We start from the raw sequence: 21,121 nt of genomic DNA on the forward strand, positions 1-21,121 counted from the left end.
GGCCTCGGCCCGGCGGGTGTCGCCTCAGGCGGGAAGGATCCGGATCGGCAGGCGTGCCTCGGCCGCGTTCCAGAACCGGGTGAGGGCGGCGGCCGTCGTCTCCGGAGCCTCCACCGCGGGTGAGTGGGCGGCGCCCGGGACGACCACGCATTCGGCGTTCAACCGGCGAGCCATCTCGGCCTGCTCCCGCGGGGGCCAGCCGTCGTCGTGCTCGCCGTACAGGACCAGGATGGGAATCCCGACCTCGGTGAGCTCGTCGCACCGATCCGGTGCGGAGAGCACCTCCCGGGCCATCGCCGTCATGGCCGTCGGGGAGTTGGAGAACAGCCGCTTGCGCAGGAACGCGATGATCTCGTCCTCCACCCCGGCGGCCAGGGCGTCCGGCTCCATCCGGGCGTGCCACAGGTGCTCGACGCCGAGCTCGGGCAGCTCGGTGAGCATGGTCCGGCCCGCGCGCTCGCGCGTTCCGACGATCGCCGAAGGGCCCGAACTCATCAGCGTGTAGGACGCGAACTTGGTGCGGCCGTCGATGACCGCCTCCCGGGTGACCAGGCCGCCGAAAGAGTGTCCGACCAGGTGGACGGGCCCGCCCTCGCCGATCGCCTGCGCCAGGAGGTCGACGTCGTTGCCGAGCGCCGCGCAGGTGTAGGCAAGGGGGTCGTCAGGGCCGCTCGTCTCGAACTGCCCCCGCATGTCGATCGCGACGACCCGGCGGCCCGACTGGGCGAGCGTCTGCAGGACCGCGAGGAAATCCTCCTTGCTGCCCGTCAGGCCGGGGACCAGCAGGGCGGGCCAGCGCTCAGGGATGCCGCTGACCGGCAGGGCCTCCAGTACGGCGAACGCGCCCGCCGCCGTTTCGATCTGACGGGAGCGGACGCCAGGGGGAAGGCTCAGAAATCGCGGCGTACTCACGTGGCCCCACGATACCTCTCTTGGTGGCATGGCTCTGCGCGTCCTGCAGACGCGGAAAGGGGCGCCACCATCACGGTCGCGCCCCTTTCACAACGGTACGGCTAGCTCGGGCGGCGCGGGCCGCGCTGCCCCCTGGCCGGCGGGCGACGGCGGTTCTGTGCCCGCTCGGAGGCCGCCGACGGGGCGATCTCGTCGTCGTCCGTCGCGAGATCCGGCGACTGGAAGATCACGGTGAACGGGCTGGCCGGGATGATCTTCTCCGGCTGCATCGGAGGCGCGGGCGCCTCCGCCACCGGCTCGTCGTCCCAGCTGTCGGCCACCGGCTCGTCGTCCCACTGCGGGACCTCGGCCACCGGCTCGCGCCTGCGGCGCGTCCGGCCCGTCTCCTCCGCCGTCTCTCTGCGGGCCTTCACCTCGGTGTCCTCGGAGAGGCTCACCTCGGGGTTCAGCCCGGTCTTACGGGTCCGGCCCCTGCGGGGCGCGGTCTCGGCGGGCTGGTCGTCACGGATGTCCTTGCGGGGCGTCACATCCACATCCACCTCGGCGAGCTCGACGATTGGGCTCTGGATTCCCTCGGCCGCGAGCGGCGCGGAGGTCTCCTCGGTGACGCGACCGCCACGGGTGCGGCGGCGCTTGGGCTCTTCGACCGGCGCCTCGACGACCGGTGCCTCGACGACCGTCGTCTCGACGGTCTCCGCGGGCTCCAGGGTTTCCGCGCTCTCCACGGCCTCAGGAGTGGTGCGTCCGCCGCGGGTGCGGCGGCGCTCGCGGGGCGTGCGCTCGCGGCGCTCACGGCGCTCCTCCCGGTCCTCCTCGCGTCCCCTGCGGGGGCCGCGGGAGCGGACGCGACCGGTCTCGCCCAGATCCTCGACCTCTTCGGCCGCCAGGCCCGCCCGGGACCGGTTGGCGTGCGGCAGCACGCCCTTGGTGCCCTCGGGAATGCCCAGCTCGCTGAAGATGTGCGGGGAGGTCGAGTAAGTCTCGACCGGCTCGGCGAAGTCGAGCGAGAGCGCGTTGTTGATGACCTTCCAGCGGGTGAGGTCTTCCCACTCCACGAAGGTCACCGCGACGCCGGTCCTGCCGGCCCGGCCGGTGCGGCCGATCCGGTGCACATAGGACTTCTCGTCCTGCGGGCAGTCGTAGTTGACGACGTGCGTGACGTCGTCGACGTCGATGCCACGCGCCGCGACGTCGGTCGCGACCAGAACGTCGATCTTGCCGTTGCGGAAGGCCCGCAGGGCCTGCTCGCGCTGGCCCTGCCCCAGGTCTCCGTGGACGGCCGCGGCGGCGAATCCGCGCTCCTTGAGCTCGTCGACGACCTTGTCGCAGGCGCGCTTGGTCTCACAGAAGATCATCGTGAGCCCGCGCCCCTCGCACTGGAGCAGGCGGCCCAAGATCTCGATCTTGTCCATTCGGTGCGCGCGCCAGACGAACTGGGTCGTCTGCGGCGTGGCCTCGGCCTCGGCGTCGTGGTTCTCGGCCCGCACGTGGGTGGGGCGGTTGAGGTAGCGCCGGGACAGGGCGACGATCTCGCCCGGCAGGGTCGCGGAGAACAGCATCGTCTGCCGCTGCTCCGGGACGAGCTTGATGATCCGCTCGATGTCGGGCAGGAAGCCCAGATCGAGCATGCGGTCGGCCTCGTCGAGGACGAGCACGTCGATCCGGCCGAGGTCGAGGTGCTTCTGCTTGACCAGGTCGAGCAGGCGGCCCGGGGTGCCGACGATGACGTCGACGCCCTGCTTGAGCGCCTCGATCTGGGGCTCGTAGGCGCGCCCGCCGTACACGGTGAGGATTCGCGAGCCGAGCTTTCCGGCAGCCGTCACCAGGTCTTCGGTGACCTGGATGGCCAGCTCGCGGGTCGGCACGACGACCAGCCCGCGGGGCTTCTTGCGGTTCTTTCTGGGCTTGCCGACACACTGCAGCATCGCCACGCCGAAGGCGTAGGTCTTGCCGGTGCCGGTGCGCGCCTGGCCGATGATGTCCTGGCGGTTGAGAGCCAGTGGGAGTGCCATCTCCTGGATCGGGAACGGCGTGGTGATGCCCTCGGTCTCGAGGGCATCTGCGATCTCTGGTGTGACTCCGAGGTCTCGGAACGTCGTCAGCTTGGCCTGCCTAGGTCTCCGTTGAAGGCAGTCCTGCCGGGACCACGGGCTGAAAAAATTTTCCCCGTGCCGGGTCCTCGCGGAAGGGCCAGCCCTCTCATGTCATCAGCGACCGCTGCGACGTCATGCCGACTTTTGGGGGCGTCCAGGAGCAGATCTCCAGGATTAACACGGTGCGGCCGCACTTTCACAGAGCAGTGTACTCGATACCACAACGTAGAACCGATTTCTTGGTATTCCGGCTGAATCGCCAGGTGAGTCAACTCGTAGGCTGCCTGCATGAGTGATTCCTCTCCCGGTGTCGTCGACCTGCTCGGCGTCCTCGCCTATGCCGAGCTGACCGCGTTCCTCCGCCTCGCCGAGGACGCCACGCGGCATGCTCCCTCACTGACCGACCGCGCCGCACTCGGCGACCTGGCCGCAACCGAGTACGCCCATTTCCGCCTGCTCCGCGACCGGATCGCCTCGCTCGAGGTGGATCCGGAGCAGGCGATGGCGCCGTTCGTGGGGCCGCTGGACGACTGGCACGCCCAGACCGCCCCGGGAGACTGGCTGGAGGCCCTGGTCAAGGCATACGTCGGTACGGGAATCGCCCTCGACTTCTACCGCGAGGCGGCCGCTGGTGTGGACACCGCGACGCGGGAACTCGTCGAGGAGGTGCTCGCGGACGAGGGGCGGTCGCAGTTCGCGGTGGAGCGGGTCAGTGCCGCGATCGAGGCGGATCCCACGCAGAGCGGACGGCTGGCGCTGTGGGCCAGGCGGCTGGTCGGGGAGGCGTTGAGCCAGGGGCAGCACGTGGCCGCGGCCCGGCCGGAGCTCGCGAAGCTGCTGATCGAAGCGGCGGGGGAGGATATCGCCCGGATGTTCGCCCGCCTGACGGAGGCGCACGGCAAGCGGATGGCCGCGCTGGGGCTGACCCCGGGGCCGTAGGTTCAGGGTGGGGCGTCCACCGTCCACCGGACGGGCCGGCGGGCCGCCGGACGTCATTCCCGTCCGGCCTGAAGAGCGAAGCATCTCGGCGAGACTCGGGCATGAAGGCCTCAACGGCTGTACCGTGCGAGGTATGAGGGCCTCGCGCCGCTACGGCAGTTCCTTCACGAGATGTGGTCCGAATCGATGGGCTTTCCGCGCCGTGCTACGCAGGGGAAGCGCGGACTGCCCGGCCGTCAGCCTGGGACGGCATCATGTTCACCGGGCCCGCCGTCCCCATGGCTGCGGGTTCGGGGAACGAGAGGAATGCCCGGGAAGCTGAACGGCACCGCCGCCCTCCGCGAGCCGGCCCACGGGCCGCGCCATGGCCGGTTGGACATGACCTGGCGCGAACCGCACGGGGCCCGCAGGACGCCTCTTGAGGGATGTCGCTTTGGAGGGCGCCGTTTAGAGGGTGCCGCCGAAGCCCACGGGGCGGGCCTCCTCCTCACCGATCTCGATGAAGCCGAGCGAGGTGAGGGGGACGAGAATCCTGCGGCCCTTGACGTCGGTGAGGCTGAAGACACCGCGGTCCATGGCGAGAGCCTTGCTGAGCTCCTCCTCGACCTGTTCGGCCGAGAGGTCGGTCTCCACTACGAGTTCACGGTGCACGGAACGCACGCCGATCTTGATTTCCATCGTGCTCCCTTTCGACGAGGGTTGCTCGTCCCATGGTCGCCCCACAGGAGGCACGACGCGCCGGTTGATCGCGTCAAGCGAACAGATGCGTCAGTGATCGGTTGTGGTGCGAGGAAAACCGGAGATGCCGCGCCAGGACAGGCGGGCCATGAGCTGGGTGGCGGCATCCTTGGGAATGGAGCCGTTGCTGCTGATCCAGTATCGGGCGCTGACCTCGGCCATGCCGACCAGGCCGACGCCGAGGAGACGGGCCTCGTCGCTTGAGCAGCCGGTGTCCTCCTGGATGACCTGGCTGATCATCTCGGCGCTCTCGCGGAGGTTGCGCTCGATGCGCTGGCGGACCGGGGCGATGTTGCGCAGGTCGGACTCGAAGACGAGGCGGAACGCCTCGCCCTGGGTGGAGACGAAGTCGAAGAAGGCGCCGATCACGGCCTGGACACGCTGCTTGTTGTCCCTGGTGGAGGCGAGGGCGTCGCGGCAGCGGGCGATCATGTCGTCCACGTGCAGGTCGAGAAGAGCCAGGTAGAGCTCCTGCTTGCCCGGGAAGTGCTGGTAGAGCACCGGCTTGCTGACCCCGGCACGCTCGGCGATCTCATCCATCGCGGCCTGGTGGTAGCCGTTCTCCACGAAGACTTCCTGTGCCGCGCTGAGCAGCTGGCGGCGACGGGCCATTCGGGGCAGCCGAGTGCCCCGGGGCTTGGCATCCGGGGTAGCGGTCACGGCGTTCTCCTTGCGGGTGCTCCTGCTGTTTCGAATCATCCTACGCAGGGGTAACCAGGTCAGCGATAGTCGTCCTCGTCAAGCTCCACGGTGCGACTTTGTTCGGCGGTGTCCGCGGGGTCCGCCTCAAGCGGAATGTGGTCGGGCCATTCGGGGGTGCCTTCGTGCATCGGGCGATGTTGCTCGGCCGCGTCGGCTTCGGTCGCTTCCAGGGAGATCTCCTCGGGCAGGGTGTCGTCGGAATCCTCTTCCAGGCCCTCGCCGCGCACATCCATCTCTGACATCGGCTCTTCTCCCTGTCCTTCTGCGAACACCGGACATTGCCCAGCGTACGGTGTCGAATCCCGCCCGCTGAGAAAGGCCGGGCATCGGACCTCCCATGACGGGTACCTGCCCGGTTGGTGAGTGTTTACATCCACCTGCCGATACTTCCGAACACGCGTGCGAAACTTGATGGGGAAGCTCCAATCTAGGGAGACGTCATGCGGAGCATCTGGAGAGGCGCGGTCTCATTCGGGCTGGTCACGATTCCGGTCAAAGTGCATGCCGCGACCGAGCAGCGCAACGTCACCTTCCACCTGGTGCACCAGGAAGACGCCGGCCGCATCAGGCTCCGCCGGATCTGCGTGGTCTGCGAGGAGGAGGTTCCCTACGCCGACGTGGCCAAGGGATACGAGCTCCCGGCGGGAGAGATGGTGGTGCTCGGCGACGACGACTTCGAGGACCTGCCGCTGTCCACCTCGCGCCGGATCGAGGTGCTCCAGTTCAGCCCGGCGGACCAGATCGATCCGATCCTGTTCGGCAAGTCCTACTACCTGGAGCCCGACCCTTTGGGCGTGAAGCCGTACGTGCTGCTGCGTGACGCGGTCGAGCGGTCCGGGCAGCTGGCGATCGTGAAGGTGGCGCTGCGGCAGCGCGAGTCGCTCGCGGTGCTGCGGGTCCGGGAAGGCGTGTTCGTCCTGGAGACGATGCTCTGGCCGGACGAGGTGCGCCCGGCGGACTTCACGTTTCTTGAGGAGGACGTCGACATCCGGTCTCAGGAGCTCCAGATGGCGGAGTCGCTCATCGAGAGCATGGTCGCGGACTTCGACCCCTCGCAGTACAAGGACACCTACCGGGAAGCACTCCAGGAGGTCATCGAGGCGAAGATCACGGGCAGAGAGGTCGTCGTGCCCTCCGAGGCTCCGGCCGGGCAGGGTCCCCAGGCCGACCTGATGGCCGCGCTCCGCGCTAGCGTCGAAGCGGCCAAAAAAGAGCGGGCGGGTGGGGCTCCGGCCAGGAGGAAGACCTCCGCCGAGCCTGCCGAGGCAACCGATGCGAGGGAGGAGAAGGCCCCTCGCAAGCGAAAGGCGCGCCATCCGGCGTGAACGCGGAAGGGGAAAAGGTTTCCCGCGAACGAAAGACCTGTCATCAGGCGTGAACGTGGCGCGTCATCAGGTGTGAATACGGCGCGTTGTCAGGTGTGAACGTGGCGCGGAGAAAAACCGCTCTCGCGGAGCGAGGGCTCCATGGATTCGGCCCGGTGGAGCCCTCTTCCGGATGCCGGGCAGAATCGGTCTCACGCCCGGCCGGTGGGTGGTTTTTCGGAGCTCGGGTGGAGTGCCCGTGTTCTTCGTGTGGTCGTCGTCTTCCGGTGGAGGACGTCGGTTGTCGTCGAACACGGGCACCTTGGCCCTTCCGCCATGGGCCGGAGCTCACGGTGACCGGAGGACCGGTCGCGTGCGGTCGGCCGGTGCGACTGGTCGCCTGGTCCGACCGCGTTTCGCGCTCACGTCAGAACGTGCTCGCGAGCTGGTGGTCAGTCAAGAGGCAGGGTGCCGCCGCCACCGTAGTAGTACGGGTAGCCGTACTTCTTCTGCTTTTCCCACTGCCACTGGTACTGCCACTGGTCTTCCTTCTGCTTCTGCTCCTGCTCCTGGATGTTGCGCAGGTTGTTGTTGTTCACGTTGGCGACCTTGACCCTGACACGGTTGCGGTTGCAGTCCCGGTGGCAGCCACCGCCGCAGCCGCCGCAGCCCCAGCCGTGGCCACAGCCGCCGCCGCAGCCCATCTGAACGGCCGTGCCAGCGGTGGCGGCGGTGGTCACCGCGCCGAGGCTGACGAGGCCGCCGGTCAGCACGGTGCTGACCGCGAGACCCGCGAGGATGCTCTTGAACATTGTGTTTTCCCCTTTTCGAGGTGCGCCATTCGGCATTGCTGCCGTGATGAGGTAAATCGGTTTTTTGCGTGACGAGGGCTCCGGGAATTCGCGTCCGATGGAGCCTTCGTTGGGAATGCCGGGCAGGATTAATCTCACGCCCGGCCGGTGAGTGGTTTTTCGGAGCTCGGGTGGGGTGCCCGTGTTCTTCGTGTGGTCGTCGTCTTCCGGTGGAGGACGCCGACTTTCGTCGAACACGGGCACCCTGGCCCTTCCGCCATGGGCCGGAGCTCACGGCGACCGGAGGACCGGTCGCGTGCGGTCGCCTGGTGCGACCACGTTCCGCACTCGAATCAGAGCGCGATCACGACTCAGCGGCTACTGAGCCGTCTCGCCACCCGTGCCACCGGTGCCGCCGGTGCCCGGTGCGCTGGAGCTGCCGCTACCGGAGCCGTAGTAGGGGTAGTACCCGTACTTCTTCTGCTTCTGCCACTGGTACTGCCACTCCCACTGGTCCTGCTTCTGCTTCTGGTCCTGGTCCTGGACGTTGCGCAGGTTGTTGTTGTTGACGTTGGCGACCTTGACCCTGATGCGGTGGTGGTTGCGGTTGCAGCTGCGGTGGCAGCCGCCGCAGCCCCAGCCGCCCCAGCCGCCGCCGCAGCCCATCTGGACGGCGGTGCCGGCGGTGGCGGCGGTGGTCACCGCGCCGAGGCTGACGAGGCCGCCGGCCAGCGCGGTGCTGACCGCGAGACCCGCGAGGATGCTCTTGAACATGGTGTTTTCCCCTTTGAGGTGCGCCATTCGGCATTGCTGCCGCGATGGTGTAAATCGGTTTTTTGCGTGACGAGGGCTCCGGGAATTCGCGTCCGATGGAGCCTTCGTTGGGAATGCCGGGCAGGATTAATCTCACGCCTGGCCGGTGAGTGGTTTTTCGGAGCTCGGGTGGGGTGCCCGTGTTCTTCGTGTGGTCGTCGTCTTCCGGTGGAGGACGTCGGTTGTCGTCGAACACGGGCACCCTGGCCCTTCCGCCATGGGCCGGAGCTCACGGCGACCGGAGGTCCGGTCGCGTGTGGTCAGCTGGTGTGGCCACGTTCCGTGCTTGAGCTAGAGCGCGATCCGCCGCTCAGCGATCACGGGTTCGTCTCGCCGCCCACGGGAGGAACGGAGCCGCCGCCGTAGTAGTACGGGTAGCCGTAGTGCTTCTGCTTCTGGTACTGCCACTCCCACTGCCACTGGTCCTGCTTCTGCTTCTGGTCCTGGTCCTGGACGTTGCGCAGGTTGTTGTTGTTGACGTTGGCGGTCTTGACCCTGATGCGGTGGCGGCTGTGGCAGTGCCCGCCGCCGCAGCCGCCGCCGCAGCCCCAGCCGTGACCGCAGCCCATCTGAACGGCCGTGCCGGCGGTGGCGGCGGTGGTCACCGCGCCGAGGCTGACGAGGCCGCCGGCCAGCGCGGTGCTGACCGCGAGCCCCGCGAGGATGCTCTTGAACATGGTGTTTTCCCCTTTTTTGAGGTGCGCCATTCGGCATTGCTGCCGCGATGGGGTAAATCGGTTTTTTGCGTGACGAGGGCTCCGGGAATTCGCGTCCGATGGAGCCTTCGTTGGGAATGCCGGGCAGGATTGACTCACGCCCGGCCGGTGAGTGGATTTCGAGAGCTCTTTTTGAAGTGCCGGTGTTCGGAGAACGGGGCACCCTGGTCCTTCCGCCATGGGCCGGAGCTCGCGGCGACCGGGGGTCCGGTCGCGTGTGGTCAGCCGGTGTGACCACGTTCCGTGCTTGAGCTAGAGCGCGATCCGCCGCTCAGCGATCACTGGGACGCGCCGTTCGTGGGAGGCGCGTAGGTCGTCATGGTGACCACGGGCTTCGGCAGCTTCTGCTTCTGCCACTGCCACTGCCACTGGTACTGGTCCTGCTTCTCCTTCTGGTCCTGGTCCTGGACGTTGCGCAGGTTGTTGTTGTTGACGTTGGCGGTCTTGACCCTGACGCGGTTGCGGTGGCGGTTGTGGCAGTGCCCGCCGCCGCAGCCGCCGCAGCCCCAGCCGTGACCGCAGCCCATCTGAACGGCCGTGCCGGCGTTGACGGAGGTGGTCGACGCGCCGAGGCTGACGAGGCCGCCGGCCAGCGCGGCGCTGACCGCGAGCCCCGCGAGGACGCTCTTGAACATGGTGTTTTCCCCCTTGAGGTGCGCCATTCGGCATTGCTGCCGTGATGGGGTAAATCGGTTTTCGCGGCGCGAGGTCTCCGTGGGTTCGCGTCCGGTGAAGCCCTCGTCCGGAATGCCGGGCAGGATCAGCCTCACGCCCGACCAGTGAGTGGTTTTCGGAGCTCGGGTGGAGTGCCCGTGTTCTTTGTGTGGTCGTCGTCTTCCTGCGGGGAAACGCCGGTTTTCGTCGAACACGGGCACCCTGGCCCTTCCGCCATGGGCCGGAGCTCACGGCAACCGCGAGTCCGGTCGCGTGTGGTCGCCTGGCGAGACTGGTCGTCTGGGTTCGACCAGGTTCCGCGCTCGAATCAGAGCGCGATCGCGGTTAAGCGATCACGGGGTCGTGCCGCCGCCGCCACCGTTGCCGTAGTAGTAGGGGTAGGAGTACTGGTGCTGCTTCTCCCACTGCCACTGCCACTCGTCCTGCTTCTGCTTCTGGTCCTGGTCCTGGACGTTGCGCAGGTGGTTGTTGTTCACGTTGATGACGCGGATCTTGATCCGCTGGCGGCCGCAGCCCCGGTGGCCGCAACCGCAGCCGTGGCCACAGCCGCAGCCCCAGCGCCAGTTCCGGTTGCAGCCGCAGCCGCAGCCGGTCTGGAAGCCGACGGTGGTCTGGGCGGCCACGGCGGCGTTGGCGGCGGTCGAGGTGGTCGCCGCGCCGAGGCTGACGATTCCGCCGGCCAACGCCGTGCTGATGGCGAGCCCCGCGAGGACGCTCCTGGAGTTGGGCATTGCGTTTCCCCCTTGAAAGGATCGGTTGCCCCGTTCTCGACATTTTCCAGAACTTGAAAAATGCCCGAGATGGCCGGTAATGGGCCATCCCGTCGGGGTCTTGATTTCCTCCCATGCCGGGCGACAAACGGAGATTGGCGGCTTTTACTCTCTGCTTATCTCTTTATTGACGACGTTGGACACGTATTAATTGTTTTGCTGGGAAATGTCTTTGATGTCGCTTTTGTGTGATCAGTTGGGCGGGGAGCTATCGTCGAAACAGAAGGCGAACAAAGGAGGACGCGTGAGTGTCGAGCCGATTCCGAGCTGGCCCGGAGAGCTGGTCGACCTGGGGGAACAGCGGGTCCACGTGAGGTCGACCCCGCCCGGCCCCACCGAGACCGCCGTCTACGTGCACGGCCTCGCGGGCTCGGCGACCAACTGGACCGACCTGATGGGCGAGCTGTCCGACGTGGTCACCGGTCACGCGATCGACCTGCCGGGGGCCGGATACTCACCGGAGCCGCCCGGCCGCGACTACTCCATCGACGCCCACGCCCGAGCCGTCGCCACGCTGATCGAACGGGTCTCCACCGCTCCCGTCCACCTGTTCGGCAACTCCCTGGGTGGCGCGGTCTCGGTGCGGGTCGCCGCGACCCGCCCGGACCTGGTCCGCTCGCTGATCCTCATCTCACCGGCCCTGCCCGATTTGCTCCCGAGGTACGGCCCGGCGCGGGTGGCCCTGTCCGCGGTTCCCGGGCTCGGGGAGTGGGCCTTCGAGCGGTTGCGCGTCCTGCCCGCCGAGCGCAGGCTCAACGCCACGCTCGGCATGTGCTACGCCGACCTCGGCCGGGTCCACCCGGAGCGGCTCCGGGAGGCGGTCGAGGAGCTGCGGCGGCGCGACGGCCTGGAATACGCGGGAGCGGCGCTGATCAACTCGGCGCGCGGAATCGTCGCCGAATACTTCAGGCGCGGCGCGGAGAGCCTGTGGTCACAGGCCGCCCAGGTGGAGGCCCCCACGCTGGTGATCCACGGTCGCCACGACCGGCTCGTCAACCCGCGCATGGCGGCTCGGGCGGGGCGGACGTTCCCGCACGTGCGGCTGGTGTTGCTGCACGACGCCGGGCACGTGGCGCAGATGGAGCTCCCCGGGACGGTGGCCCGCGAGGCACGGCGTCTCATCGGTGAGGCGTCCTCTATCTCGATCGGTGAGACTTCCCCCTTCTCGGTTGGGGAATGACCGGGGCGTCACATTAAGTTGTGAGTGGTGCGTGCTGTGCTAGCCGTACCGTGAAGATCCCCTGAAATGGGAGCAGAACTGTGTCCTTGCCACCGCTGGTAGAGCCGGCAGCCGAGCTGACAGTCGACGAGGTGCGCCGCTATTCGCGTCACCTGATCATCCCCGACGTGGGCATGGCCGGGCAGAAGCGCCTGAAGAACGCCAAGGTGCTCTGTGTGGGCGCCGGCGGCCTGGGATCCCCCGCGCTGCTGTATCTCGCGGCCGCGGGTGTGGGCACGCTCGGCGTCATCGACTTCGACGTCGTCGACGAGTCCAACCTGCAGCGCCAGATCATCCATGGCCAGTCGGACGTCGGCCGTCCGAAGGCGGAGAGCGCCGCGGCCAGCGTCAAGGAGATCAACCCGCTGGTCAACGTGATCGTCCACAACGAGGTGCTCAGCACCGACAACGTCATGGACATCTTCTCCGGCTACGACCTGATCGTGGACGGCACCGACAACTTCGCCACCCGTTACATGGTGAACGACGCGGCCGTCCTCCTCGGCAAGCCGTACGTCTGGGGTTCGATCTACCGCTTCGACGGCCAGGCCAGCGTGTTCTGGGCCGAGCACGGTCCCTGCTACCGCTGCCTCTACCCCGAGCCCCCGCCTCCCGGCATGGTTCCCTCCTGCGCCGAGGGCGGCGTGCTCGGCGTGCTGTGCGCGTCCATCGGTTCCATCCAGGTCAACGAGGCGATCAAGCTTCTGGCCGGCATCGGCGAGCCGCTGGTCGGCCGTCTGATGATCTACGACGCCCTGGAGATGACATACCGCTCGGTCAAGGTCCGCAAGGACCCCGAGTGCGTGCTCTGCGGGAAGAACCCGACGGTCACCGAGCTGCTGGAAGACTACGAGGCGTTCTGCGGAGCGGTCTCCCAGGAGGCCCAGGAGGCCGCCTCCGGTTCCACGATCACCGCGAGCGACCTCAAGTCCATGCAGGACGCGAACGAGAACATCTACGTGATCGACGTCCGCGAGCCGAACGAATACGAGATCGTCTCCATCCCCGGCGCCGTGCTCATCCCCAAGGGTGAGTTCCTGAACGGCTCCGCGCTGGAGAAGCTCCCTCAGGACAAGCGCATCGTCCTGCACTGCAAGTCGGGTGCCCGGTCCGCAGAGGTCCTGGCGATCGTCAAGAACGCCGGTTTCTCCGACGCCGTCCACGTGGGCGGTGGCGTGCTGAGCTGGATCAAGACGGTCGACCCCAGCCTGCCGACCTACTAGGCCTACCAGCCTCACCGGCCTCGTACGGCGACGCCCCGTGGAGCCTCCGCTCCGCGGGGCGTCGTGTCGTTGAGGGGAGAATCGCGGGAAGAGCCCCTGGATCCGGACGGAACGGCGGATGCCACCCTCCTCGCCGCATTAAGGTCGAGGGCGTGAACGAAGTGCCAGATCAGCGGCGGCATGCCTGGCCGGTGCTGATCGTGGCGTCCGTTCTGACGCTGATCTGCGCGGCCGTGGCCGCAGTGGCGTCAAGCGCCGCCGGGGCGGAACTCACCCGTGGCCCGAGCTCGGCGGAGCTCGACAGGGCCGCCATCGACGAGATGACCCGGCGCTGGCAGTCGTGGCCCGCCGGACGGATCTTCCCCGAGACCATCCGTTACGCCGCCGAGCAGGGCGGGGAGGAGAAGGCCCGCCGCGTGGGCATCTCGCCGGAGACCCGCTGTGACAGGGCGGTGGACGCCGCGCTGGGGAAGGCGTTGCGGCGGGCGGGCTGCCAGGGCGTCCTGCGCGCCACCTATCTTGACGCGCTCCAGGGCGTCGTCGTCACCGTCGGCGTGGCGGCCTTCGCGGGAGAGACGGGTGCGGCCGAGGCCAGGGCGGCGCTGCCCAGGGACGGCCGTCCCTCACCGGGTCTGCGGGCCCTGGCCTTTCCCGGGACCGTCACCGACCGGTTCGGCCAGGCGGAGCGGCAGAGCAGCCTGGTACGGCAGGCCGGGCCGTACGTGGTGATGACCACGGCAGGTCAGGTCGACGGCCGTCCCGCCAAGGCCGTGGGGGAGCAGCGACCGGCCTTGTTCGCCTTCACCGGCGACATCGCCGACCGGATCCTCGCCGATCTGTCCACGCCCGTACGGCCCGACTGCGTCTCCGAGGAGTGGCGATGCTGAGGCGGGCGGGTGTCGCCGGGCTGCTCGCCCTGATCGCTCTGGGCGCGGCCCCCGTGGTGCACGCCGACGATGTGCGGGGCAGCCAGCGGCAGGTGCTGCGGACCCTCGACCTGTCCGGCGCCTGGCGGACGTCCACGGGCAAGGGCGTGACCGTGGCCGTGCTGGACTCGGGGGTGGACCCGGACCACAGCGACCTGGTGGGCTCGGTGACCGAGGGCAGGGATTTCACGGCGGGAGCCAACCCGCCGGGTGTGGCCCCCCTGCGGCTGCACGGCACCTACATGGCGTCGCTCATCGCCGGGCACGGGCACGGTCCCGGCGGAGCCGACGGGGTGATCGGCGTGGCGCCGAAGGCGAGGGTGCTGTCGGTGCGGGTGATCCTTGAGGACGAGGAGCCGGGCTTCCGGGAGTTCAACACCGCGGAACGCTTCGAAAACGTCGTGGCCAGGGGCATCAGATACGCCGTGGACCATGGCGCGGATGTGATCAACATGTCGATCTCCAAGGAGCTGGCGACGAAGGAGGAGCGGGCGGCGATCCACTACGCGATCTCCCGGGGGGTCGTGCTCGTCGCGGCGGCGGGGAACGAGGGGGCAGGCAAGCCCGACTCCACCGGTTACGCCCCCTACTCCTATCCGGCGTCCTTCCCCGGTGTGGTCTCGGTCGCGGCGGCGGATCGGAGACTGCGCAGGGCCTCGTTCTCCAACTGGAACCCCTCGGTGCTGGTGGCCGCGCCCGGGGTGGACATCCTCGGCGCGGGTCCCGGCGATGAGTACTGGGTCGGCCGCGGCACCTCCCAGGCGACCGCGCTGGTGTCTGGCGTCGCCGCCCTTATTAAGGCGAAATATCCGAAAATGTCGCCCGCGTTGGTTGTGCAGGCGCTCAGCGCCGGGGCGACCCGGCGCCCGGCCGGGGGCTACAACACCGGCATGGGGTTCGGCGTGGTCAACGCCTCCCGGGCGCTCGCCGAGGCCGCCAGGATCTCCCGGCACACCCTCACCGCGAAGGGAGCCGGCAGCCAGGATCCCGCCCGCCCGCTGGGCCGGGCGGCAGGGCCGGTACAGGTGATCCACCGGGACCGGCACAAGATAACCCTGTACGGCGGGGTGGCCGTGGTCGCCGGGCTCTGCGCGGTCGTCTCCCTGGCGGTGGTGGCCGTGTTCGTCGGCCGCGCGCGATCGGCGAACGCGTCCGAGGAGGCCACGTGAGGCCCGGTCGCCTCCTGACCGGGGCGCGACGGCCTGACCGGGGGAGGCGCGGGGCGACCGTCTCGCATGAAGGCCTCCGGCATAAACACACTCCAGAGATAGGGCGGCGGGGCCCTGCGACGTAGCATCGAAGTATGTCGAAGCCCGGGCGGTCCCAGGAGCCAGAGCGGCACCTGGAAGCCTCGGCGCCCCGTGCCCGTGGTGGCTGGCCGCCGCCGGGTTCCAGAGTGCCGGGCGGCGGCAGCGCCCGAGTGCGGCGCGCGCCTCCGTCCGCCGCGAGGCGAGTCCGGGTCCGGGCCTGGCCGGCCGGGGCCCGCAACCGCATGGCGGTGGAGCGCGCCGAGCGGATGACCCTGGAGCAGGGCATCCGGTTTCGTACCATCTTCCTGATTCTGCTGGGCATGATCCTGGCGATCGCCGTGAGCAATGTGCTGACCGGCACCGTCGGGCTGTTCCGCGAGACCAGGGCTCGTCCGCTGACGGCCGCCGAACAGGCCCGCTACATCAAAGAGGAGATCGCCGGGCGCTGGCACGCCTGGTCCGCGGATCTGGTCTTTCCGACGGAGCTGCAATACATCGGCCTCGGCCGGGCGCAGCAGTACGCCCGGCGGATCGGCGTCGCCCCCGAGACCTCCTGCAGATCCGGCCTGGACGCACCGACGGGCTCGATACTCGGTGAGTCCGGTTGCCGCACGCTGCTGCGCGCCACATACGTGGACCAGACCTCCACGTTCGTCATCACCGTGGGCATCGCCGTGCTCGACGACGAGGAGAAACGGGTCACCGCGACTTCGCAGATGACCGTGGACGACCGGGTGGGGGTGCGGCCCGTGGCGTTCCCCGGCACGGCGAGCGAGCTGTTCGGCGCCGCCCAGCGGCAGCGCAACGCCTGGATCCCGGTCGGCCCTTACGTCGTCTTCTCCACCGCCGGCTACGCCGACGGGCGCACCCGCGAGTCGATCTCTCCGGAGGAGATCCTGCACAGCGAGCTGTGGCCGACGGCCCAGGCGATCGCCGGCCGTATCGCCCACGCCCTGGGCGACGAGCCCAACGCCGTGCCCCGATGCACCCAGGGAAACGTGTGTTGAGGCGGCGGCGTTTCTGGGCGGCGGGCGCCCTGGTGGCGGCCTCCTTGACGGTCTCCGTGCCGGTGGGGGCCGCCGACGTGCGGGATGAGCAGCGCTGGGTGCTGGAGACGATGAACGTCGAGCAGGCCTGGAAGGTCACCAGGGGTGCGGGGGTCACCGTGGCCTTGGTGGACAGCGGGGTGGACGGAGACGTCGCCGAGCTGCGCGGAAAAGTCGTCTACGGGCCCGACATGGGTTCGGTGAAGCTGGACAGGGACAGGCCCGCCGCGGGCTGGCACGGCACCGCGATGGCGTCGCTCATCGCCGGGGCGGGCAACGGGAAGGGCGGTCTCCTCGGGATCGCGCCTGAGGTGCGGATCCTCTCGCTGCCACTGGTGTTGCAGAAGAAAGAGGGGGACGGCTCCATCTCACCGGACGTGGACGTGCGGACGCCCAACGACAGCCCGCTGGCTCGCGCGATCCGCTACGCCGTCAACCACGGGGCCAAGGTCGTCAGCATGTCGCTGGGCGCCTACGGGCCGCACAAGGCCGAGCGGGAGGCGGTCTCCTACGCGTTGTCCCGGGGAGTGGTGCTGGTCGCGGCCGTCGGCAACGACGGCGACTCCGAATACGCGTCCAACAACGCCACCTCCTTCTGGAACTTCCCCGCCGGATACTCCGGGGTCATCGGAGTGGGAGCGGTTGATTCCGCGCGCAAGCCGGCCCTGTTCAGCAGTGACAACCTGTCGGTCCTGGTCTCCGCGCCGGGCGTGAACGTGCCGGTGGTGGTCCCCGGCGGGGGTTACGGCTCTTCGGAGGGGACCAGCTCGGCGACCGCGCTGGTGGCGGGAGTGGTCGCACTCATAAAGGCTAAATATCCAGACATTCCTCCATATATGGTTTCGCGGGCTCTGACCTCCACCGCCAAATCCGTTCCCACCGCCGGATACGACGACCACGTCGGATTCGGCGTGGTCGACGCCGGGGCAGCGCTGGCCAGGGCGGGAGAGCTGCTCAGGAGTGCGGTGGAGGGCCCGGCAGCCGAGAGCGGGCATTTCGGCAAGGACTTCCCGCCCCGGGAGCTCACCCCGCCCGGCCCCGACCCGTTCCGGCTGTGGCTGTACGGCGCGGGCGTGTTCGGCGGTCTGCTCGCGTTCGGAGGGGCCGTGGCGATGCTCGCCCGGCGGCCTGAGCGGGCCGGCCGGGAGCGCGACGCCGAGGAACGAGCCGGTGTGTGAGCGGGCGACGCGACCGCGAATGCGAGCCGGGGATGTTCCCGGAATTGAATTCGATTCAAACGCTTTTTGGACACTGTTCGGACGCGGTCGAGCGGATGTCGGCCTCCGGGCACCGGCGGCCGTCGAAGATTCGCTAGGGTCGCCCGTCATGGGGTACGAGTTGCGCATGGAGCGCCCGGCGCCTCTCACCTTCGCGGAACTCGCGACTGTGCTGGGGCAGGCGGGGTTCGAGTTCCGCGGTTCGCAGGAGTCGGGCGAGGTTCTGGGGCGCCATGGTGACGGGGTCCATGCCATCGCCGTCTGGAACGGCAATCTGTCCGGTACGCCCGCTTCCGACTGGCAGGTGGCTCAGCTGGCGCGGATGGCGGCGCTGCTGAGCGCGCGCCTGGTCGGTGAGGACGGTGAGTCCTATGCGCTCCGTGACGGCATGGTCGAGCAGTTGAACGGCTCGACGGCCTACGAGTTCGGCAAGCTCGACGAGATTCTCGCGGCCGGACCAGCCCTATGGAGCCGGTAGGCCTCCCGACTCCGTACGCGGAGCAGGTGCTCGACCTGGTCGAGCGCATCCCGCGGGGCATGGTGATGTCCTACGGCGACATCGCCGAATATCTCGGAGAAGGTGGGCCGCGCCAGGTCGGGAGAGTCATGTCCGTTTGGGGTGGCGGCGTTCCCTGGTGGCGTGTCGTTCATGCCGATGGGACCCCTCCGCCGGGCCACGAGCAGAGGTGTCTGGCCAAATGGCATGAGGAGCGGACCCCGTTGAGGGGCGCCCGCGCGGACATGCGCACGGCGAGATGGAATGGAACGCCGGAAAACACGGCGTAATTGGTTCTTCGTGGCCCACTACCATGGCGTAGGAAAGCGGTCTGTCCGAAAGGCGGTGCCTTCTCCATGGCCAGCGGCGCCACCCCCGCGCGAGCCGGCGGCGATCCCGCCGTCGACCGCCTACGAGTCGTTCAAGATCTCTGCGATCGGGGCGAGCCGCTCGAATCGATCATGGCGGCGGTGCTGGCCGAGGGGCTGACACCGGACCAGCGCCGCCGGTTCGACGCCGACGCCCTGGCCGGTCCACTCGGCTCGCGCCTGGATCTGGCGGTCAAGCGCGGCGCCGCCCGCCGCCGCGAGTTCGTCACGCTCCTCAAGCCCTATCTCGCCGGTGTCGACGCGCGGGTGAAGCGTGAACTGCCGGTGGCCCGCAGGATCGCCTTCCACCTGGTCGAGCAGCGGGAGGTGGACGACCTCGCCGACGGCGATGCACTGCAGAAGATCATCACGGCCGCCGCGGAGCCGTCCAAGCGGATTCGCAAGAACCTGCGCTGGTATGCCGACCTTCCCTTCCGCGACGAGCTTCCGGAAAGCATGTTCCGGCTGCGCGCGGCCGACCTGACCCCGATGACCCAGGTCGAGAGCATCTCCTGGTCCGGCGGGCGGCTGCGGATCAGCGGTCATGCCTACCTGGCGGGGCTCTCGGTCCGGGGGCCCCGCTTCAACCGGGCCACCGTCGTGCTGCGCGGCCCTCGCTGGCTGCCGCCGGTGCGGCTGCGCACCCGGCGGGTCTTCCAGCCGGAGGCCACCTACCGAGCCTACGAGGCCGGTTGCAACTACGACTGGTCCGGTTTCGTCGCCGAGCTGAACCCGTGGGCGCTGCGCTGGCGTGCCGCCGTGCGGGCCGTCGTGCGCGGCGGCAAGCGGCTGCTCCGCCGCCGCGCCACCGTACGGGACACCACCACCTGGCGTGCCGAGATCGTGATCTGGAGCCGGGGCGCCCGCGCCACCGGCCTGCTCCGGGGTCCCTCCACCGGCCGCACGGAGCGCCCTTCCGGATGGGATCTCGGCGACCGCTGGTGGGTTCGCCCGGTCTGGACCTCCGATCGGGCGCTCCAGGTGGTGTTGCAGCCCACCCGGGCCGAGCTGACCGGGGTGCGGCTGGACGGCGACCGGCTGGAGCTGAAGGTGTTCCTGCCGGGCAAGCCGGACAGCAGGGGTCACGCGCGTCTGGACGGCCACCGGATATCGGCTGACTTCACCCCGCTGGAGGGGGGCACCGAGGTCGTCATTCCGCTCGCCGTACCCTCGCTGCTGCAGGAGCGTGACGGCGGGAGACTCTGGATCGAGCCCAAGGGCGACCCCGCGGCCGCCGTCATGCTCGGCGGCGCCGCGGAGAGCCGCTCGGTCGTCGGCGAGCGGGAGATCACCGTCCTGGGCGACCGGCGCGACCGCGTGATCGTCTCCGCGCACCGGATCCGTCCCGTCATCTCCGCGGCCACCTGGGGCGAGGACGGCACGCTCACCCTCGAAGGCTCCTACCCGGGCTCCGAGCCGGCCGAGCTGACGCTCCGGCACCGTAGCGGGCTGATCCACGCGGTGGCGCTGGAGCGGGCGGACTCCCGTTTCTCGGTGCGGTTCGCGCCGGCCGCGATGCCCCGCTTCGGGCAGACCGTGCCGCTGGGCAGCGGCACCTGGAGCATGGCGGTGCGTGACTCCTCCGGGCAGACCGTGCCGGTCCGCGTCGACCACGCCATCCTCGACTCGCTGGACGAGGACCCGAAGGTCCGCGACGGCCGGGAGTATCGCCTGGTCTCCACCCGGTTCGACGTGCCGGTGCTGACCGTCGCCGAGAGCCGGCCGGACGACGAGCGGGGCGCGGGTGGCCTGTACGCGCTGCAACGCTCGTTCTACCCGGCCCAGCGGACCGCCGAGCTGACCGACGCGACCGTCTACGTCGCCTACGACGGACGGCAGTACGAAGGCAACGTCCGCGCGATCTACGAGGAGCGAGTACGGCGCGGCGACGATCGCGAGCACATCTGGGTGGTCAAGGACGGTGCGTTCGTTCCGCCGGGGTCGTCGGAGCTCGGCTTCGGCCCGGAGATCCGGCCGACCGTGGTGCGCGCGGGCAGCCGCGAGCACTACGCCGCGCTCGCGCGCTCGCGGCATGTGGTGACCAACGGCTTCCTGCCGCCGTGGTTCCGGGCGCGCGAGGACCAGATGGTCGTGCAGACCTGGCACGGCAGCCCGCTCAAGCGTCTGGGCAACGACCTGCCGCACATGTCCCGCGACCCGCGGCCACCGGCCTGGCACCGCCAGGCCGCCGAGGTGCGTGGCTGGGACCTGCTGATCTCGCAGAGCCCGTGGGCGACCCCGGTGCTGCGCCGGGCGTTCGGCTACCAGGGCGAGGTCCTGGAAAGCGGCTATCCGCGCAACGACGTGCTGTCGTCCCCCGACAGGGACGAACTGGCCGCGCGGGTGCGCCGCAGGCTCGGCATCGCCGAGGGCGTCAAGCTGGTGCTCTACGCGCCGACTTTCCGTGACTACGACCGCAAGAACGCCTCGCTCCGGCTGAACCTGAGCGAGGCGCGGCGGGTGCTCGGCCCCGACCACGAGTTCCTGATCAGGGCGCACTCGATGCAGGCGGCGCCCAACATGCCCGAGGGGTTCGGACTCGATGTCACTACCTACCCGGATATAGCGGATCTGCTGCTGGTCGCCGACGTGCTGGTCACCGACTATTCCTCCGTCATGTTCGACTTCGCCGCGACCGGGCGGCCCATGCTCTTCTTCACCCATGACCTGCAGCGTTACTCGGCCAAGCGAGGTCTCTATCTCGACCTGGCCGCCGAGGCCCCCGGCCCGCTGCTGTCCACCGGAGCCGAGGTGATCGAGGCGATACGGACGATCGACGAGGTGAGCGCCGCGCACGCCGAGCGGTACGAACGCTTCCAGCGCACCTACGCGCCCCGCGACGACGGCAAGGCGACCGTCCGGCTGGTCGACCACGTCTTCACCTCCTGACGCCTCCTGGCGGCCTCAGGGCGCCTTCGGAAAG

21 protein-coding genes are annotated in these 21,121 nt (G+C 69.1%); 11 read left to right on the plus strand and 10 right to left on the minus strand.

Annotated elements, in window-relative coordinates; translation table 11 throughout:
- Positions 1-24 precede the first annotated feature (24 nt).
- Together ACFY2X_RS12585 and ACFY2X_RS12590 are read right to left on the minus strand one after the other, a co-directional pair.
- Positions 25-912 (minus strand): alpha/beta fold hydrolase, encoded by an 888-nt coding sequence (locus ACFY2X_RS12585; protein ID WP_389936629.1) that lies wholly within the window; start codon positions 910-912, stop codon positions 25-27.
- Positions 913-1,013: 101 nt separating this feature from the next.
- Positions 1,014-2,924 carry a DEAD/DEAH box helicase gene (locus tag ACFY2X_RS12590; protein ID WP_389936632.1) on the minus strand — a complete coding sequence of 637 codons (1,911 nt, stop codon included), beginning with the start codon at positions 2,922-2,924 and terminating at the stop codon, positions 1,014-1,016.
- Positions 2,925-3,293: 369 nt separating this feature from the next.
- Between ACFY2X_RS12590 and ACFY2X_RS12595 the strand changes: the two genes are divergently transcribed.
- Positions 3,294-3,944: a ferritin-like fold-containing protein gene (locus ACFY2X_RS12595; protein ID WP_389936635.1), complete on the plus strand. Its 651-nt coding sequence runs from the start codon at positions 3,294-3,296 to the stop codon at positions 3,942-3,944.
- 447 nt (positions 3,945-4,391) lie between these two features.
- On the opposite strand, the gene ACFY2X_RS12600 is transcribed toward ACFY2X_RS12595, so the two are convergent.
- From ACFY2X_RS12600 to ACFY2X_RS12610, 3 genes are all read right to left on the minus strand, one after another.
- On the minus strand, positions 4,392-4,622 hold the full coding sequence (locus ACFY2X_RS12600) for a DUF3107 domain-containing protein (RefSeq protein ID WP_389936638.1): 231 nt from the start codon (positions 4,620-4,622) through the stop codon (positions 4,392-4,394).
- A gap of 90 nt (positions 4,623-4,712) precedes the next feature.
- Positions 4,713-5,342 carry a TetR/AcrR family transcriptional regulator gene (locus ACFY2X_RS12605; protein ID WP_389936641.1) on the minus strand — a complete coding sequence of 210 codons (630 nt, stop codon included), beginning with the start codon at positions 5,340-5,342 and terminating at the stop codon, positions 4,713-4,715.
- 59 nt (positions 5,343-5,401) lie between these two features.
- Positions 5,402-5,626, minus strand: coding sequence for a hypothetical protein (locus ACFY2X_RS12610; RefSeq protein ID WP_389936644.1), 225 nt, complete (start codon positions 5,624-5,626; stop codon positions 5,402-5,404).
- Positions 5,627-5,824: 198 nt separating this feature from the next.
- Here ACFY2X_RS12610 and ACFY2X_RS12615 point away from each other — a divergent pair, with 198 nt between their 5' ends.
- Complete coding sequence (locus tag ACFY2X_RS12615; RefSeq protein ID WP_389936647.1) at positions 5,825-6,709, plus strand: Ku protein; 885 nt, start codon at positions 5,825-5,827, stop codon at positions 6,707-6,709.
- A gap of 431 nt (positions 6,710-7,140) precedes the next feature.
- On the opposite strand, the gene ACFY2X_RS12620 is transcribed toward ACFY2X_RS12615, so the two are convergent.
- From ACFY2X_RS12620 to ACFY2X_RS12640, 5 genes are all read right to left on the minus strand, one after another.
- The gene (locus tag ACFY2X_RS12620; protein WP_389936651.1) at positions 7,141-7,500 is read right to left on the minus strand and encodes a hypothetical protein; all 360 of its coding nucleotides are present in this window, start codon (positions 7,498-7,500) and stop codon (positions 7,141-7,143) included.
- Between the two features lie 357 nt (positions 7,501-7,857).
- Positions 7,858-8,253 (minus strand): hypothetical protein, encoded by a 396-nt coding sequence (locus ACFY2X_RS12625; RefSeq protein WP_389936654.1) that lies wholly within the window; start codon positions 8,251-8,253, stop codon positions 7,858-7,860.
- A 356-nt stretch (positions 8,254-8,609) separates the two neighbouring features.
- Complete coding sequence (locus ACFY2X_RS12630) at positions 8,610-8,969, minus strand: hypothetical protein (protein ID WP_389936657.1); 360 nt, start codon at positions 8,967-8,969, stop codon at positions 8,610-8,612.
- A 317-nt stretch (positions 8,970-9,286) separates the two neighbouring features.
- A complete protein-coding gene (locus ACFY2X_RS12635; protein ID WP_389936660.1) occupies positions 9,287-9,643 on the minus strand; it encodes a hypothetical protein in 357 nt (118 codons plus the stop codon).
- Between the two features lie 372 nt (positions 9,644-10,015).
- The gene (locus ACFY2X_RS12640; RefSeq protein ID WP_389936663.1) at positions 10,016-10,414 is read right to left on the minus strand and encodes a hypothetical protein; all 399 of its coding nucleotides are present in this window, start codon (positions 10,412-10,414) and stop codon (positions 10,016-10,018) included.
- A 283-nt stretch (positions 10,415-10,697) separates the two neighbouring features.
- On the opposite strand from ACFY2X_RS12640, the gene ACFY2X_RS12645 reads away from it, so the two are divergent.
- The 9 genes from ACFY2X_RS12645 (at position 10,698) to ACFY2X_RS12685 (ending at position 21,087) form a co-directional block, all read left to right on the plus strand.
- Complete coding sequence (locus ACFY2X_RS12645; protein WP_389936666.1) at positions 10,698-11,633, plus strand: alpha/beta fold hydrolase; 936 nt, start codon at positions 10,698-10,700, stop codon at positions 11,631-11,633.
- 80 nt (positions 11,634-11,713) lie between these two features.
- On the plus strand, positions 11,714-12,895 hold the full coding sequence (gene moeZ, locus ACFY2X_RS12650) for an adenylyltransferase/sulfurtransferase MoeZ (protein WP_389936669.1): 1,182 nt from the start codon (positions 11,714-11,716) through the stop codon (positions 12,893-12,895).
- A gap of 152 nt (positions 12,896-13,047) precedes the next feature.
- Positions 13,048-13,782, plus strand: coding sequence for a hypothetical protein (locus tag ACFY2X_RS12655; RefSeq protein ID WP_389936672.1), 735 nt, complete (start codon positions 13,048-13,050; stop codon positions 13,780-13,782).
- Positions 13,776-14,990, plus strand: a complete 1,215-nt coding sequence (locus tag ACFY2X_RS12660; protein WP_389936675.1) for a S8 family serine peptidase — start codon at positions 13,776-13,778, stop codon at positions 14,988-14,990. The genes ACFY2X_RS12655 and ACFY2X_RS12660 overlap by 7 nt, the downstream gene beginning before the upstream one ends.
- 134 nt (positions 14,991-15,124) lie before the next feature.
- The gene (locus ACFY2X_RS12665) at positions 15,125-16,078 is read left to right on the plus strand and encodes a hypothetical protein (protein WP_389936678.1); all 954 of its coding nucleotides are present in this window, start codon (positions 15,125-15,127) and stop codon (positions 16,076-16,078) included.
- Positions 16,075-17,295: a S8 family serine peptidase gene (locus ACFY2X_RS12670; RefSeq protein ID WP_389936680.1), complete on the plus strand. Its 1,221-nt coding sequence runs from the start codon at positions 16,075-16,077 to the stop codon at positions 17,293-17,295. Before ACFY2X_RS12665 ends, ACFY2X_RS12670 begins: the two co-directional genes overlap by 4 nt.
- 148 nt (positions 17,296-17,443) lie before the next feature.
- Positions 17,444-17,812 carry a hypothetical protein gene (locus ACFY2X_RS12675; RefSeq protein WP_389936684.1) on the plus strand — a complete coding sequence of 123 codons (369 nt, stop codon included), beginning with the start codon at positions 17,444-17,446 and terminating at the stop codon, positions 17,810-17,812.
- Positions 17,800-18,120 (plus strand): MGMT family protein, encoded by a 321-nt coding sequence (locus tag ACFY2X_RS12680; protein ID WP_389936689.1) that lies wholly within the window; start codon positions 17,800-17,802, stop codon positions 18,118-18,120. The genes ACFY2X_RS12675 and ACFY2X_RS12680 overlap by 13 nt, the downstream gene beginning before the upstream one ends.
- A gap of 66 nt (positions 18,121-18,186) precedes the next feature.
- A complete protein-coding gene (locus ACFY2X_RS12685) occupies positions 18,187-21,087 on the plus strand; it encodes a CDP-glycerol glycerophosphotransferase family protein (RefSeq protein WP_389936692.1) in 2,901 nt (966 codons plus the stop codon).
- Positions 21,088-21,121 lie beyond the last annotated feature (34 nt).

Source organism: Streptosporangium sp. NPDC000396 (assembly GCF_042898655.1).
Taxonomy (GTDB): Bacteria; Actinomycetota; Actinomycetes; order Streptosporangiales; family Streptosporangiaceae; genus Streptosporangium.

Bases quoted from the DNA above. Each gene is read 5' to 3' on its own strand.
- ACFY2X_RS12590 (WP_389936632.1), bottom strand. From the start codon at position 2,924: ATGGCACTCCCACTGGCTCTCAACCGCCAGGACATCATCGGCCAGGCG.
- ACFY2X_RS12595 (WP_389936635.1), top strand. From the start codon at position 3,294: ATGAGTGATTCCTCTCCCGGTGTCGTCGACCTGCTCGGCGTCCTCGCC.
- ACFY2X_RS12600 (WP_389936638.1), bottom strand. From the start codon at position 4,622: ATGGAAATCAAGATCGGCGTGCGTTCCGTGCACCGTGAACTCGTAGTG.
- ACFY2X_RS12610 (WP_389936644.1), bottom strand. From the start codon at position 5,626: ATGTCAGAGATGGATGTGCGCGGCGAGGGCCTGGAAGAGGATTCCGAC.
- ACFY2X_RS12615 (WP_389936647.1), top strand. From the start codon at position 5,825: ATGCGGAGCATCTGGAGAGGCGCGGTCTCATTCGGGCTGGTCACGATT.
- ACFY2X_RS12620 (WP_389936651.1), bottom strand. From the start codon at position 7,500: ATGTTCAAGAGCATCCTCGCGGGTCTCGCGGTCAGCACCGTGCTGACC.
- ACFY2X_RS12625 (WP_389936654.1), bottom strand. From the start codon at position 8,253: ATGTTCAAGAGCATCCTCGCGGGTCTCGCGGTCAGCACCGCGCTGGCC.
- ACFY2X_RS12630 (WP_389936657.1), bottom strand. From the start codon at position 8,969: ATGTTCAAGAGCATCCTCGCGGGGCTCGCGGTCAGCACCGCGCTGGCC.
- ACFY2X_RS12635 (WP_389936660.1), bottom strand. From the start codon at position 9,643: ATGTTCAAGAGCGTCCTCGCGGGGCTCGCGGTCAGCGCCGCGCTGGCC.
- ACFY2X_RS12640 (WP_389936663.1), bottom strand. From the start codon at position 10,414: ATGCCCAACTCCAGGAGCGTCCTCGCGGGGCTCGCCATCAGCACGGCG.
- ACFY2X_RS12660 (WP_389936675.1), top strand. From the start codon at position 13,776: ATGCTGAGGCGGGCGGGTGTCGCCGGGCTGCTCGCCCTGATCGCTCTG.
- ACFY2X_RS12665 (WP_389936678.1), top strand. From the start codon at position 15,125: ATGTCGAAGCCCGGGCGGTCCCAGGAGCCAGAGCGGCACCTGGAAGCC.
- ACFY2X_RS12675 (WP_389936684.1), top strand. From the start codon at position 17,444: ATGGGGTACGAGTTGCGCATGGAGCGCCCGGCGCCTCTCACCTTCGCG.
- ACFY2X_RS12680 (WP_389936689.1), top strand. From the start codon at position 17,800: ATGGAGCCGGTAGGCCTCCCGACTCCGTACGCGGAGCAGGTGCTCGAC.
- ACFY2X_RS12685 (WP_389936692.1), top strand. From the start codon at position 18,187: ATGGCCAGCGGCGCCACCCCCGCGCGAGCCGGCGGCGATCCCGCCGTC.